The sequence below is a fragment of the Erwinia sp. E_sp_B01_1 genome, from assembly GCF_036865545.1.
Lineage (GTDB): Bacteria > Pseudomonadota > Gammaproteobacteria > Enterobacterales > Enterobacteriaceae > Erwinia.
Map to the genome: position 1 here is coordinate 3,236,692 of NZ_CP142208.1, position 13,873 is coordinate 3,250,564.

At 54.4% G+C, this 13,873-nt stretch carries 14 protein-coding genes; 7 read left to right on the plus strand and 7 right to left on the minus strand.

Translation table 11 applies throughout. From position 1 onward, the window contains the following. Positions 1-106: 106 nt before the first annotated feature. Positions 107-973: a DNA-binding transcriptional regulator YeiE gene (yieE, locus tag VRC33_RS15280; protein WP_338557172.1), complete on the minus strand. Its 867-nt coding sequence runs from the start codon at positions 971-973 to the stop codon at positions 107-109. A gap of 9 nt (positions 974-982) precedes the next feature. Then, entirely contained in the window at positions 983-1,297 is a 315-nt protein-coding gene (locus VRC33_RS15285) for a YkvA family protein (RefSeq protein WP_338557173.1), read from the minus strand. A 155-nt stretch (positions 1,298-1,452) separates the two neighbouring features. Between VRC33_RS15285 and VRC33_RS15290 the strand changes: the two genes are divergently transcribed. Both VRC33_RS15290 and nfo read left to right on the plus strand, forming a co-directional pair. Continuing rightward, the gene (locus tag VRC33_RS15290; RefSeq protein WP_338557174.1) at positions 1,453-2,505 is read left to right on the plus strand and encodes a YeiH family putative sulfate export transporter; all 1,053 of its coding nucleotides are present in this window, start codon (positions 1,453-1,455) and stop codon (positions 2,503-2,505) included. Positions 2,506-2,576: 71 nt separating this feature from the next. After that, positions 2,577-3,419 carry a deoxyribonuclease IV gene (gene nfo / locus VRC33_RS15295; protein WP_338557175.1) on the plus strand — a complete coding sequence of 281 codons (843 nt, stop codon included), beginning with the start codon at positions 2,577-2,579 and terminating at the stop codon, positions 3,417-3,419. Positions 3,420-3,574: 155 nt separating this feature from the next. Here the strand turns inward: nfo and fruA are convergent, their stop codons facing one another. The 4 genes from fruA to VRC33_RS15315 all read right to left on the minus strand — a co-directional run bounded on the left by fruA (position 3,575) and on the right by VRC33_RS15315 (position 8,038). Continuing rightward, positions 3,575-5,272 carry a PTS fructose transporter subunit IIBC gene (gene fruA, locus VRC33_RS15300; protein WP_338557176.1) on the minus strand — a complete coding sequence of 566 codons (1,698 nt, stop codon included), beginning with the start codon at positions 5,270-5,272 and terminating at the stop codon, positions 3,575-3,577. 16 nt (positions 5,273-5,288) lie between these two features. Then, on the minus strand, positions 5,289-6,227 hold the full coding sequence (gene fruK / locus VRC33_RS15305; protein WP_338557177.1) for a 1-phosphofructokinase: 939 nt from the start codon (positions 6,225-6,227) through the stop codon (positions 5,289-5,291). Beyond that, positions 6,184-7,356 (minus strand): fused PTS fructose transporter subunit IIA/HPr protein, encoded by a 1,173-nt coding sequence (fruB, locus tag VRC33_RS15310; protein WP_338557178.1) that lies wholly within the window; start codon positions 7,354-7,356, stop codon positions 6,184-6,186. Before fruB ends, fruK begins: the two co-directional genes overlap by 44 nt. 427 nt (positions 7,357-7,783) lie before the next feature. Further along, on the minus strand, positions 7,784-8,038 hold the full coding sequence (locus tag VRC33_RS15315) for a YkgJ family cysteine cluster protein (RefSeq protein WP_338564308.1): 255 nt from the start codon (positions 8,036-8,038) through the stop codon (positions 7,784-7,786). Between the two features lie 197 nt (positions 8,039-8,235). On the opposite strand from VRC33_RS15315, the gene yeiP reads away from it, so the two are divergent. Continuing rightward, on the plus strand, positions 8,236-8,808 hold the full coding sequence (yeiP, locus tag VRC33_RS15320) for an elongation factor P-like protein YeiP (protein ID WP_338557179.1): 573 nt from the start codon (positions 8,236-8,238) through the stop codon (positions 8,806-8,808). 57 nt (positions 8,809-8,865) lie between these two features. On the opposite strand, the gene VRC33_RS15325 is transcribed toward yeiP, so the two are convergent. After that, positions 8,866-9,177 (minus strand): hypothetical protein, encoded by a 312-nt coding sequence (locus VRC33_RS15325; protein ID WP_338557180.1) that lies wholly within the window; start codon positions 9,175-9,177, stop codon positions 8,866-8,868. 178 nt (positions 9,178-9,355) lie between these two features. Between VRC33_RS15325 and VRC33_RS15330 the strand changes: the two genes are divergently transcribed. The 4 genes from VRC33_RS15330 to VRC33_RS15345 all read left to right on the plus strand — a co-directional run bounded on the left by VRC33_RS15330 (position 9,356) and on the right by VRC33_RS15345 (position 13,867). Beyond that, entirely contained in the window at positions 9,356-10,339 is a 984-nt protein-coding gene (locus VRC33_RS15330; protein WP_338576763.1) for a GTP-binding protein, read from the plus strand. A 39-nt stretch (positions 10,340-10,378) separates the two neighbouring features. Further along, positions 10,379-11,086 carry a phosphatase PAP2 family protein gene (locus VRC33_RS15335; protein WP_338557181.1) on the plus strand — a complete coding sequence of 236 codons (708 nt, stop codon included), beginning with the start codon at positions 10,379-10,381 and terminating at the stop codon, positions 11,084-11,086. Between the two features lie 505 nt (positions 11,087-11,591). Further along, positions 11,592-12,167: a bifunctional murein DD-endopeptidase/murein LD-carboxypeptidase gene (mepS, locus tag VRC33_RS15340; protein ID WP_338557182.1), complete on the plus strand. Its 576-nt coding sequence runs from the start codon at positions 11,592-11,594 to the stop codon at positions 12,165-12,167. Between the two features lie 104 nt (positions 12,168-12,271). Further along, positions 12,272-13,867 carry a cyclic di-GMP phosphodiesterase gene (locus VRC33_RS15345; protein WP_338557183.1) on the plus strand — a complete coding sequence of 532 codons (1,596 nt, stop codon included), beginning with the start codon at positions 12,272-12,274 and terminating at the stop codon, positions 13,865-13,867. The last annotated feature ends 6 nt before the right edge of the window (positions 13,868-13,873 follow it).

Consider the following 13,873-nt stretch of genomic DNA (forward strand, 5'->3'; position numbering starts at 1 on the left):
GATAGCTTCATGATTGCCGCTGAATTATTAGCTTGAGCAGAATCCCCCCAGAAACTGGCGGCCTTTCAGGGGTTGCCCCATGGGAACGAGGCGATAAAAAGACAAATTATTCAGTGCAATAGCTCAAAAAACGCAGCAAAGCTTTTGACAGATGCTTCTGACGGTGGTGGATGCGGTACAGTGTTCGTTTGAGTTTTGGCAGGGGGATGATCACCTCTTTCAGGGTTCCCACCGTCAACTGTTCAGCGATAACCCGCCGTGACAGGCAGCTGATCCCCATGCCGTGGCGCACAGCATGTTTGATTGCTTCAGAGTTACCCAGTTCGAGCGCCAGCCGGAACTGAGGCAGATGCGACAGCAGCAGATAGTCAACAATTTCGCGGGTGCCGGAGCCATGTTCACGCAGGATCCACGGCGCGGCGGCCAGGGTTTCCAGCGTTACCGGCTGCTGAAAAATTTCCGCTTCCGGTGCGGCAAACACCACCAGCTCATCTTCCAGCCAGGGTTCACTGATGATCTCGGACATGTGGCACGGCCCTTCAATCAGGCCGATATCAACCCGGAAATCCGCCACGGCTGTAATCGCATCCTGACTGTTGCCGACGCTCAGCTCTAAAGGCAGGTCGGGATAATCCCGTCGCCAGCCTGCCAGCATTCCCGGCAGCAGGTAGTTACCAATGGTGCTGCTCGCATAGACCCGCAATGCGCCATTGTCTTCACGGAACAGTTGCTCTATTTCAGTGGCCTGTTCGAGCAAGGCCACCGTCCGGGGGTAAAGCAGGCGACCATGCTCGTTCAACACCAGCCGCTTACCTACCCGGTCAAAGAGCTGGACGCTGAGCTGACTTTCCAGATCGGCCAGCGCAGCGCTGACGGCTGACTGGGACAAGGCCAGTACCTGAGAAGCCTGCGTGGTGGAGCCACTCTTCAGCACCTCCGCAAAGACCTCCAGCTGTCTTAATGTAATGTGCATGGCTGCTCCCTATACGCTGTAGCGGTAGACAAGATAAACGATCGCCCAGACCAGCAGGAGCACCGCTACCCAGCCCGTGATGCTTTTCCCTTTTGCCCGCCTGCTTTCCGCTTTTGCCAGACTGGCGGCCTTCACCTCTTTCGGCAGCAGACGCATAATCAGCATCACGCCCAGCGGCACGATAACCGCATCATCCAGCAAGCCAACGAACGGAATAAAGTCGGGGATAAAATCTATCGGACTTAAAGCATAGGCCGCCAGAGCCCCTGTCAGCAGTTTGAACTTTGCCGGCGTGCGGGGATCGCGGCAGGCAAACCATAACACCAACAGATCTTTTTTTATGATCCTTGCCCATCTTCGCAATTGTCCGAACACAGTCACTCCGCTATAACACTTATTCTGGTTAATTATAAATATATAATCAATTTCTCTTTTAAGCCACTTTTCTCCATGCTGGCTCTGATGATAAGGAGCTTGCTATGACCACGCTGATTCTGCAACACCCAAAAATTCACCTTACCCGCTTTGTCCCTGGGTTAGTACTGGCCCTGCTGCTGGCTGCAGCGGCGACCTGGTTGGGTAACCTGCCTTCGGTGGCAGCCCTGGGGCTGGGCGCGCTGACCCTGGCAATCATCGCCGGGATCGTTGCGGGCAACACCTTTTATTCCCGCTTCGCCGGGATGTGCAATCCGGGTGTGATGCTGGCTAAGCAACAATTACTGCGCGTGGGGATTATTCTTTACGGCTTCCGGCTGACCTTCCAGCAAATTGCCGATGTGGGGGTCAGCGGCGTGGTCATTGATATGCTGACGCTTGGCTCAACCTTTCTGCTCGCCTGCTGGCTGGGTCGCCGGGTGTTTGGACTGGACCGCGATACGGTCTGGTTGATTGGGGCGGGAAGCAGTATCTGTGGGGCTGCGGCTATTCTGGCAACTGAACCGGTACTTAAAGCCGACGCCTCTAAGGTGGCAGTGGCCATTGCTACGGTGGTCATTTTTGGCACCCTGGCGATCTTTCTTTATCCTTTCCTTTATCCCCTGGCTGCCGCACATCTTCCGGCGGTGACGCCAACAAGCTGGGGAATTTTTACCGGCTCGACAATGCATGAAGTGGCGCAGGTCGTGGCCGCCGGGCACGCGGTCAGCCCGGAAACGGAAAACGCGGCGGTGATCGCCAAAATGCTGCGGGTGATGATGCTTGCCCCCTTCTTACTGCTGCTGAGCGCCCGTGTCCGTCAGTCAGCCTCTACGGGCGGCCAGGGCAGACTGAATTTCCCCTGGTTTGCGCTGATTTTTATTGCTGTTGCGCTGTTTAACTCGCTGAATGTGCTGCCGCAGTCTCTGGTGCATACCCTGAATCAGCTGGACAATATGGTGCTGGCTACCGCTATGGCCGCGCTGGGATTAACCACTCAGTTCCGCTCGCTGAAGCAGGCTGGCCTCAAGCCGCTGCTGCTGGGGCTGGTGGTGTTTATCTGGCTGATAGTGGGTGGCGGCCTGATTAACCTCGGGATCCAGCATTTGTTGTCATGACTTGAGGTCGTTTCCGGTTATCATTGCCCGCCTGCGTCCCGTGATGCAGCAAACCTAACAGGAGAAACGGCATGAAATATATCGGTGCCCACGTCAGTGCCGCAGGCGGCGTGGATCAGGCGGTGCAGCGCGCACATGAAATTGAAGCCACGGCCTTTGCGCTTTTTACCAAAAATCAGCGCCAGTGGCGGGCCGCTCCGCTGACTGATGAAGTCATTTCCGCCTTCCGTAGCGCCTGTGAAAAGTACAACTACTCCTCCGCCCAGATCCTGCCTCACGACAGCTTCCTGATTAACCTTGGGCATCCGGTTGCTGAAGCGCTGGAGAAATCCCGCGCCGCGTTTCTGGATGAGTTGCAGCGCTGTGAGCAGCTGGGTCTGTCACTGCTGAATTTCCACCCCGGCAGCCACCTGCATCAGATTGACGAAGATGCCTGCCTGAAACGTATCGCTGAGTCGGTGAATATCGCGCTCGATAAGAGTGAAGGCGTGACCGCAGTGATTGAAAACACCGCCGGTCAGGGCAGCAATCTCGGTTTCCGTTTTGAGCATCTGGCGGCGATCATTGATGCCGTGGAAGATAAGTCCCGCATCGGCGTATGCATCGATACCTGCCATGCTTTCGCGGCCGGATACGATCTGCGTACCGAAGAAGAGTGCGTGAAGACCTTTGCCGAATTTGAACAGGTTGTTGGCTTTAAATACCTTCGTGGTATGCACCTGAACGATGCCAAAAGCGAGTTTGCCAGCCGCGTTGACCGTCATCACAGCCTGGGTGAAGGTAAAATCGGTAAGACCCCGTTCAGCTGGATGATGAAAGACCCGCGCTTTGACGGCATCCCGATGATTCTGGAAACCGTGAATCCGGATATCTGGAAAGATGAGATCGCCTGGCTGAAATCAGAACAGGTCTGAGATCCTATGCAGGATCAGGACGCCTGAAAAATCCGTTTGAGGGCATAAAACAACGCCTTCTTCCGCTCTGACAGCAACAGGCTCATGCCGCTATCAGCCCCGGATCCTGAGCATAAAAAAAGCGCGGTCGCCCGCGCTTTTTTCGTGCCTGACTATCAGGCTTTGGCTAATTCAGCCTCCGGGCGTTTCAGCACCGCATAAGAGAGACCCGCTACCAGAGTACCGATGATGATTGCCATCAGGTAACCCAACACCGGGGTGATCGCTCCAGGGATCAGCAGTACAAACAGACCACCGTGCGGGGCCATGAGTTTGGCGCCCACCGCCATCGAAATGGCTCCTGTCAGCGCGCCGCCGACGATACAGCATGGCAGAACGCGCATCGGGTCACGGGCGGCAAACGGGATTGCGCCTTCAGAGATAAAGCACAGGCCCAGAACCAGCGCCGCTTTGCCCCCTTCCTGCTGACCCTTGTTGAATTTCTTACGGGCCACCAGCGTGGCAATCCCCATCGCCAGCGGTGGCACCATGCCTGCCGCCATGATCGCTGCCATAGGTGCGTAGGTCTGAGAACTCAGTAATCCCACCCCAAAGGCATAGGCCACTTTATTCACCGGGCCGCCCATATCGGTACACATCATGCCACCGAGGATGGCACCCAGCAGCACCGCATTTGCTGTACCCATGTTAGCCAGCCAGTGCGTCAGGCCTGCCATGATACTGGCAACCGGCGTTCCCACCACGTAGATCATCAGCAGACCGGTAATCAGACTCGCCACCAGCGGAATGATCAGGATCGGTTTCAGTGCCTCCATACTCTGCGGCAGTTTCACCTTCGAGCTGAGGAACTTCGCGGCGTAACCGGCAATGAAACCGGCGATAATCCCGCCAAGGAAACCGGCGTTGATACTGGTGGCAAGCATCCCGCCAATCAGACCCGGCGTCAGGCCAGGACGGTCAGCAATCGAGAAGGCGATAAAGCCTGCCAGCACCGGCACCATCAGGGCGAAGGCGCTGCCGCCACCGATCTGCATCAGTGCGGCTGCAAGCGTTCCCTGCTCTTTAAACGCAGTGATACCAAAGGCGAAGGAGAGAGCAATACTCAGGCCCCCTGCCACCACCATCGGCAGCATATAGGAGACACCGGTCAGCAGGTGACGGTATGCACCGGCGCCCTGTTTTTTCTCCTCACCCTGGGAAGAAGACTGGCCGCCCCCCTGAGGCTGATAGGGTTTGGCTTCCGCCACGGCTTTATCCAGCTCCTGGGCGGTTTTCTTCAGCGCCAGGCCGGTAGAGGTGCGGTACATCGGCTTACCGGCAAATTTCGCCAGATCCACTTCAATATCCGCCGCCACAATCACCAGATCCGCTGCGGCCACTTCTTCCGGAGTGATGGCATTACCGGCACCTACGGAACCCCGGGTTTCCACCTTCACCCACCAGCCGCGCTTTTTCGCTTCGGTATCGATCGCTTCTGCTGCCATAAAGGTGTGCGCCACACCGGTAGGACAGGCTGTCACGGCCACGATGCGTTTTGGCCCCTGCGCAGTAACCGCCGCCGCAGGCACCGCAGCCGCCGCTGGCGCATGCCAGGGTTTTGCATCGGTCTGGGCTTTCGCCAGCACGGCATCCGGCTGACGCAGCAGCTCTTCAATATCGGCCAGATAAACAGCTTTACCGTCGAGCTTGCCGTCTGCAGGAATGTTTTTACCCGCCACAATCACCTGGTCTGCTTCTGCCAGGTTGTCGGTCAGCGTCAGCCCTTTACTGGCTGCCGCCGCGGTGATGATATTTTTTGCCAGATGGCCCGTTGCCAGCCCCAGCGAGGAATCAATTATCAGCAGCGTTTTCATTATGCGTCTCCTGCTGTCAGTTAAAAGGTTGTAGGTCGACACGCGCCATCATCGCGGCCAACTGGGTACGATCGGTCACGCCCACATTGCTCTGGCTGACGGCCATGGCCGCCACAGCGGTAGCAAGACGCAGGGTATGCTCGCTGGATTCACGCATCAGCAGGCCATATATCAGCCCGCCAACCATTGAATCCCCGGCACCCACGGTGCTGACCACTTCACAAGCTGGTGGTTTGGCGATCCATTCGCCTGAAGCATTGACCCACAAAGCGCCTTCGGCACCCAGCGAGATCACCACGTGAGCAATGCCCTGCTCGCGCAGTGCATGGGCCGCTTCAATCACGTCCTGCATAGTGGGAAGCTTACGGCCGGCCCAGATTTCCAGTTCACGGCGATTCGGTTTCACCAGCCAGGGCGCAGCTTTAAGACCGGCCACCAGCGCTTCGCGGCTGCTGTCAAAAATGATGCACGGACAGTGGGTGCGTAACGCTTTCATCCACTCGGTAAAGGCATCCGGATCCACGCCCGCAGGCAGACTGCCGCTGACGCAAACCATATCAAACTGGCCCAGCCAGGTTAACGAGTCGGTGGTGAAGCGCTCCCAGTCCTGCGGCGTGACTTCAAATCCGGAGAAGTTAAGATCGGTGACCTCACCCTCTTTCTCCGTGAGTTTGACGTTAATACGGGTACGGCCTTCCACTACCTGGAAGCGGTTAGCGATGCCTAAATCGCTGAACAGCAGCTGAAAGCCATCCTGGTTCTCTTTGCCCAGGAATCCGCCAACGGTCACATCAATGCCCAGGTCTTTAAGCACTTTAGCGACGTTGATGCCTTTGCCCGCTGCGTGAAGCCCGGTAGTTTTCACCAGGTTGACTTCGCCCCGCTCAATTTCCGGGGTGTAGCCCACCAGATCATAAGCCGGGTTCAGGGTGATAGTTGCTACGCGCCTGCTCATGCTGCCCCTCTCCCAGACCACCAGAGATAGCCTCACCGATGGCATCCAGCGCCGCGCGTGCGTCCTGGCCGCTGGCGGTAAAGCGTAAGCGGTGACCTTTTTTCACGCCAAGCGCCACCACTTTCATCAGGCTACGGCCATTGGCTGGTTTGCCGCTGCCGTCCAGGTTGGTCACGGTGACATCGCAGTTAAACTGTTTAATTACGGTCACCAGTGCGGTGCCCGGACGGGCATGCAGACCATGTTCGTTACGGATGGTGAACTCTTCTGTCAGCACATCCGCCTGTTCAGAGACTTCGCTGGTCAGCAAGGCCAGAATGCCAGCCGCATCGGCGGTCAGCAGACGTTCAGCTTTTTGCTGAATGATCAGATCGCTGAGGTAGTTAAGCACGCTCATTGGCTGGTCATCGGCCACTGCAACGGTCAGCAGCAAAGCCGCTTTCTCGCCATTGACGTCAAAGGGGGTGGCTGCGCGGCTTACCGCCACAGCGCTGCCGAGATTGCCTTCGGTGCTGTCACTGAGCCAGATGCCCTGCCCCAGACTGACCGGCTTACCGGTGATTACGCTGCTGACAAAACGGGCATCCGCCGCGCCCGCCTGCTGCAAACGGCCAGCGTTCAGCGCCTGTAACGTCATTAAATCGCTGGCGGCCACGTCGGTGGCAATCAACGAAGTATCAAATTTGAATTCGGTGCCCTGCTTTTCGCCCATCAGCAGGCTGCGCAGGGTTTCAGCAGAGTCAGTGGTTTTCAGTTGTTCAGCCACGCTGTCGTCGCTCAGAACATGCGTGAGCTGACGCAGCAGCGCAAGATGCTCATCAGACTTGGCGGCGATACCAATCACCACAAACGCAGTCTGATCGTCACCCCAGGCAATGCCCTGTGGAAACTGAAACACCTGTACGCCGGTCTGCAGAACCAGATCGCGGGTATCGGTGGTGCCATGCGGAATGGCGATGCCGTTGCCCAGATAGGTGGAGGTTTGCTGCTCACGGGCAAGCATCCCGTTCACATACCCTTCCCCAACGTTACCGGCTGACGTCAGCGCAGCGGCAACCTGGCGGATGGCTTCATCTTTATTCCCGGCGGAGGCACCGGGATGGATGGCGTTTAATGCTAACTGGAACATAGTTCTCCTCTCTGCTGAGTTTGAATCGTTTCAGCTAATGTGAGAAAAAAAGCGCTGACTGTTTGATAACAAGCTGAACAGACAACGCTGAAACGTTTCAATGAGTTTGGTCCTGTTCCTCAACCGGTTGCAAGTTTTACCGTTAACGGCGTAGCAGATTTTTGATGCCACGCACATTTTGCTGACGCTTTTAAGAAAAAACAGGCTGATGCCGTTGCGCTTGCTGAAGGTTGCTGACGAAATCCCCGGAATCAAACTCTGCTGGTGATTTGGTGTCTGCCAGGCTAGCTGTCGGGGAAACAGATGGGGATTTTTATGAGGTTTGTCACAGGCTATCAATGTTAACTGGAAGAAAGGCCGTTAAGCGCTTAATAAGCCATTAAGCTGTGGGGCTTTCAGGCTGTAAAGTCATGAAGCTATCAAGCATTCAGGGAGCCGTCTGTCGCTCCAGGTCAAGAAGCCAGATCATCGCTTCCTGCCTGCTGCTGTGGCACATCTCAAAGTCCGGTTTCAATCCGGCACAAACCGCAGGCCTGAGCGGCGAAGTAAAGATTTTGCAGCGCTGTAGCTCATCGAGTTGAATACAGGGTGTGTTGGCCGGTTTGCCGAGCGGCATGCCGGGGATAGGCGTTGAAATTGAGGGCGCAGTACAACAGGCCCCACAGGCAGCACGGCACTCCATCACACTCATCCCCACGGGCAATAAAGCGCGACAATAGCAGGCGCCAGCAAGGAAGGCTATTCTTTACTTCAGGTGGATTATTAATCAGCTTTGCGGACCTTTCTTCCGGGCTTATCGGGTCAGCACTTGCCTGAATCTGTCAGCCAGAGTAAGTTGTGGCGAGAATTTTTTGTGGCCCTTTTTATCGGGATATTTTTATGCCAAGAGCAAATGAAATTAAAAAAGGTATGGCCGTCAGTTTCAACGGCAAGCTGTTGTTAGTAAAAGACATTGATGTTCAGAGCCCCAGCGCTCGTGGCGCATCCACACTCTATAAAATGCGCTTCACCGATATCCGCACCGGCCTGAAAGTTGAAGAGCGTTTTAAAGGCGATGACATTATCGAGACCATCTCTCTCAGCCGCCGTCAGGTGACCTTCTCTTATATAGACGGTGATGAGTATGTCTTTATGGATGATGAAGACTATACGCCTTACGTCTTCAAGGGTGAGCAGATCGAAGAAGAGCTACTGTTCCTGCCTGAGGGCGGTATTCCGGGCATTCAGGTATTAACGATGGATGGTCAGATTCTGGCGCTGGAACTGCCACAAACCGTAGATATGGAGATTGTTGAAACCACCCCAGGCATCAAAGGGGCTTCAGCCAGTGCCAGAACCAAGCCTGCCACCATGAGCACCGGTCTGGTGATTCAGGTACCGGAATATCTGAGCAGCGGCGATAAGATCCGCATTCACATCCCTGAACGTCGCTATATGGGACGCGCAGACTAATCTGCTATCCGGCGAGGCCCCGTGCATCGCCGGTTTTGTTATGTTATAACAAATTCATCAGTTATAGCTAAGGGTCACTACGCCCTGCGTATGTTGTGGATTCAGCCACTTCACTTCAGAGGTTCCCAGTGCGGCAGGTATGGCCTTATTTGCCGTGACATCCGAGGTGGTGCGCGTATTTTTCCCCTGACGGAAGCAGGCCGTGCTGACCAGACTTTGTTGAAAAGTGATATCGCAGCCAGCTTCAACAATAGCCCCCTGAAAATGGATCACTCCTGAGCCGATGCTGCCTGACGTGTTGTCTGCCAGTGCATAACTCGTCCATGAGGTTAAAACCACGCCCAGTAACGCTGACTTGATGCCGTTCATAAATACCTCATTAACAGGTTGGCTACATACTGTAGCCTAGCCGTCAGTGGTTGGATGACCTGAAACAAATCTTCGATTTGTCAGGAGAATCACGCTTTGATTACAACCCGATGACTCTGCAGTAAACAGATCGGCTCCGGCAGGAAAAACTTCAATTTTCGTAGTAAGTGAGGAAGAGATGACGCGGGTAAATTTAATCACCGGCTTTCTGGGCAGCGGGAAAACCACCACGCTGCTGCATTTACTGGCCAACAAGCCTGAAGAGGAAAAATGGGCGGTGCTGGTCAATGAATTTGGCGAAGTCGGTATAGATGGTGCCCTGCTGGCGAAAAGCGGCGCGACGGTCAAAGAGATCCCCGGCGGCTGTATGTGCTGCGTAAACGGGCTGCCGATGCAGGTTGGTCTGAATATGTTGCTGAAACAGGCAAAGCCGGACCGACTGCTGATTGAACCCACAGGTTTAGGCCACCCCAAACAGATTCTGGATATGCTTTCCGCCGAAGTTTATCGTCCCTGGCTGACGCTGGACGCCTCAATCTGCGTAATGGATCCGCGTCAGCTTTCCGATCGGCGTGTGGTGGAGAATGAAAATTTCCGCGATCAGCTGGCCGCTGCCGATATTATTGTGGCGAATAAAGAAGATCGTTGGCAGGAAACCGATCGGCAGGCTTTATTAGAGTGGCAGAACAATGATCAACTTCAGCGGCCCGTGATCGGCGTCAGCTTTGGCAAAATTGATAATGCGTTGCTGGAACTCCCCCGCAGGAACGTCCGGATGCTTCCCGATGCACTGCACCATGCCCACCCGCATCCGAAATCCGGACTGGCCGCTTTGTCACTCAACAACGGCACCCGCTGGCGGCGTTCACTGCAGCAGGGACAGGGATATCACGCCTGTGGCTGGATCTTTGATCAGGAGACGGTATTTGACACCGTCGGGCTGCTGGAATGGGTGCGGCTTGCGCCAGTCTCACGGGTGAAGGGAGTCATGCGCATCAAAGAGGGGCTGGTCAGCGTCAATCGCCAGGGAGAAGATTTCCATATTGAAACGCGACAATCCTCGCCACCAGACAGCCGGATAGAGATGATTAATGAAACCGAAGCTGACTGGAACAGCCTGCAAACTTCTTTGTTGAAACTTCGTTTAACTCCTGAGGTATAATCTGCGCCGTTACGATTTCTTAATTTATCCTTAACACAAATGACCCTAAACCGTTTACTGACTATCCTGGTGCTGAATGCGCTGGGAATAGCCCTGTTCCTGTCCTGGTATCTGCCAGCGAACCATGGCTTCTGGTTCCCGATAGATAAAGAGATCTTCTACTGGTTCAACGACAGGTTGCTGACCAACAAGCCGCTGCTGTGGCTGCTGGCGATCACTAACTTCCGTGCTTTCGACGGCATATCCCTGCTGGCGATGGGCGCGCTTTACCTGCACTTCTGGCGCCGTGAGACGCCTCAGGGACGACGCAGGCTGCTGGCTATCGGTATCGCTATGCTGATTTGTGCGGTGGTGCTGAATCAGCTGGGTCATTTGATTCCGGTCTCACACCCCAGCCCGACCAAATTTTTCCCGGATGTTAATCATGTGACCGATTTGACAGGTATCCCAGCCAAAGACGCTTCGGCAGACAGTTTCCCTGGCGACCACGGCATGATGCTGATGATCTTTGCCTGCTTTATGCTGCGCTATTTTACCCGTCGTGCCTTTATGATTGCCGTAGCCATAGTGCTGATCTTTGCCGCGCCGCGCATCATGATTGGCGCACACTGGTTTACCGACGTGGTGGTGGGATCGCTTTCGGTCGTGCTGGTGGGGATGAGCTGGTGCCTGCTGACGCCGCTAAGCGATCTGCTGGTCAATGCTTTAGATCGCTATTTGCCGGGGAAATATAAACCCGTTAAGTAAGCTTTTCATTTCTGCGCTGCAGGTAGCCAGAAACAGCCACCCGCTGTTCTGAGGCCTGTAGCGCAACACCGCTTTTAAATAACACTCTGAACATTTCATTAAGGTTACTGCCAGTGAAAATCAGTGACCTGGGGGGATTGTCCAGCATGATTAATCTCAATTTGCTGCCAGCGTATTTTTTTTAAACACTTTCTGCACTTTATTCCTCAAGTTTTCTCCATGATTGCCGATAAAGTCGCCTTGTTGTGACATTCCTGTTTCTTATGATAAAAATCTGAAAAAAAGTCGCCAAAACCCCTCGCCATGCGGCTTTTAATCGGGTAACCTCATTTCCAATTAGGCTTAACAAGTAAACTATTTCCCGGTTTTATGCTTAAAACTGTGCTCCCTTGCACATTTCGGGCTTTCAGGAATTGTCTTACCCTGTCGCGCTAATTAATCTCGTTCCGTTTCGCACTTTATCTAACGACTTCGTCGTTAAGGACCTCAAGGGATCACAAACATAATGGTCAAGTCTCAACCAATACTGAGATATATCTGGCGGGTTTTACCCGCGGTCGCCTTAGCGACAGTGTTATCAGCATGTAGCTCGACAAATACCAGCAATAATGCACAAACTGATACTCATGCAGTTAAAAGCCAGAACGGTTTTTTACTTCAAGCGTCTCAGGATGAATTCGAACAGATGGTCCAGAACGTGGATATTAAATCCCGCCTGATGGATCAGTATGCAGACTGGAAAGGCGTTCGTTACCGTCTCGGCGGTACCAGCAAGCGCGGCATTGATTGTTCGGCATTTGTACAGACCACTTTTCGTGAACAGTTTGGCCTCGATCTGCCCCGCTCGACCTATGAGCAGGAAGACACCGGAAAAAGTATTAACCGTGGCAAGTTACGTGCGGGAGATTTAGTGCTGTTCCGCGCCGGTTCCACCGGTCGCCATGTCGGCATCTATCTCGGTAACGATAATTTTGTTCACGCCTCTACCAGTAGTGGCGTTATGATTTCGAATCTCAACGACAACTACTGGAAGAAGCGTTACCGCGAAGCTCGCCGGGTCCTGAGCCACACGCCAAGCTGATTTCAGATCCCTGAAGTCTGCGAAAAACGAGATAATAAACGCTGCTTATGCAGCGTTTTTTTTGATCTACAGGAAATCACAGGCGCCAACGGGAGATCCCCTGAATGCCACTTTCTAAAACAATCTCGCGGCACGTCAACGATCCGCGCAAGATTGCCCGTCTCAGTGCATTGAGTGGGTTAGTTGTCTTTATCCTGTTTACCGTCATTACCCTGACGCTGGTCTGGCATCAGCGATCCGCTAACCACGACCAACTGGCCAGACATAGCCAGGCTTATGTGGTGGAAGGCATCAATGAACTTAAGCGCACGCTGGCCCCTTTGCGTTCCGCTACCCAGGGGACCTGCCCCGCAATACAACAACAACTGACGCAGAAAGCGGCATTTGCCGGGAATATTCGCGCTATTTTACTGGTTTCGCAGAATATCGCCTTTTGCTCTTCGGCCACCGGCTCCATGTATAATGCCGTAGCCCAACTTTCGCCCGATACCCAAACCAGCAAAGAGATTGATATTCAGCTTCTGGCGGAAACCCCCATGGTGCCCGGTAAACCCGCCATTGCCTTGTGGCTGAAATCAGGCAGCGGAAGCGGCGTGCTCACCACCCTGAACATCAACCTGACGGATTACCTGCTGATGGCCGCGCACCAGCAGGAATTGAGCGGGATGGCGATCGTTGCTGGAAACAAAGCGCTGACGACCTGGCAACAGCGAGTGGTGACGCTCTCATCCCTGCCCCCTTCCCCACTGAAAACCATTCTTATCCCCGGTTACCCGATGAAGCTGATGCTCTATGGCGAAACCTTACCTTCCCGCGACATCAACCTTGTTCTGCTGGCGGGTCTGTTACTGGCTCTGTTAAGTGGCGGCGGCTGCTTCCTGATAATTTCCTTACGCATTCACCCGGGTAAAGAGATCCTGCTGGGGATTAAGCGTGGAGAATTTCACGTTGAATATCAGCCGGTGATTGAAGTTTCAACCGGCAGGGCTTACGGTATGGAAGCTCTGTTGCGCTGGACTCACCCCACTGCCGGGCGCATCAGCCCCGATACTTTTATCAGCTATGCTGAAGGCAAAAATCTGATTGTTCCCCTGACCCGCCATCTGTTTGATCTGGTTGCCCGGGATGCCCACCAGCTACAACAGGTTGTTCCGGCAGGAACCAGCCTGGGTCTGAATCTCTCGCCTAAACATCTGACCGACCCCTGTTTTTATCAGGACGTGGAAAACTGGCTCAGGGCCATGCCGGCCGCGCACTATACCTACGTTTTTGAAATCACCGAGCGCACCATGGTAGAAAGGCAGAATGCCTGCGAGGTTTTTGCGTGGATCCAGAACAGGGGCATTCGGATCGCCATCGATGATTTTGGCACCGGGCACAGCGCGCTGATCTATCTGGAAAAATTCAGGTTCGACTACCTGAAGATCGATCGTGGCTTCGTACAAAGTATCGGTCTGGAAACCGTGACCTCACCGGTGCTGGATACGGTCTTAACCCTGGCCAGAAAACTCAATCTGCGCACCGTGGCCGAAGGCGTCGAAACCCCTGAGCAGGCCGACTGGCTGCAACAGCGTGGCGTCACCCATATGCAGGGCTTTTACTTCAGTCGCCCCCGCACGGTTGAACAGCTGATTGAGTATTACCGTGAAGAGCCACAATGCAGGCCAGAGACTGTGCAGACGCAATGTCCACAAGCGTAAAGTGCC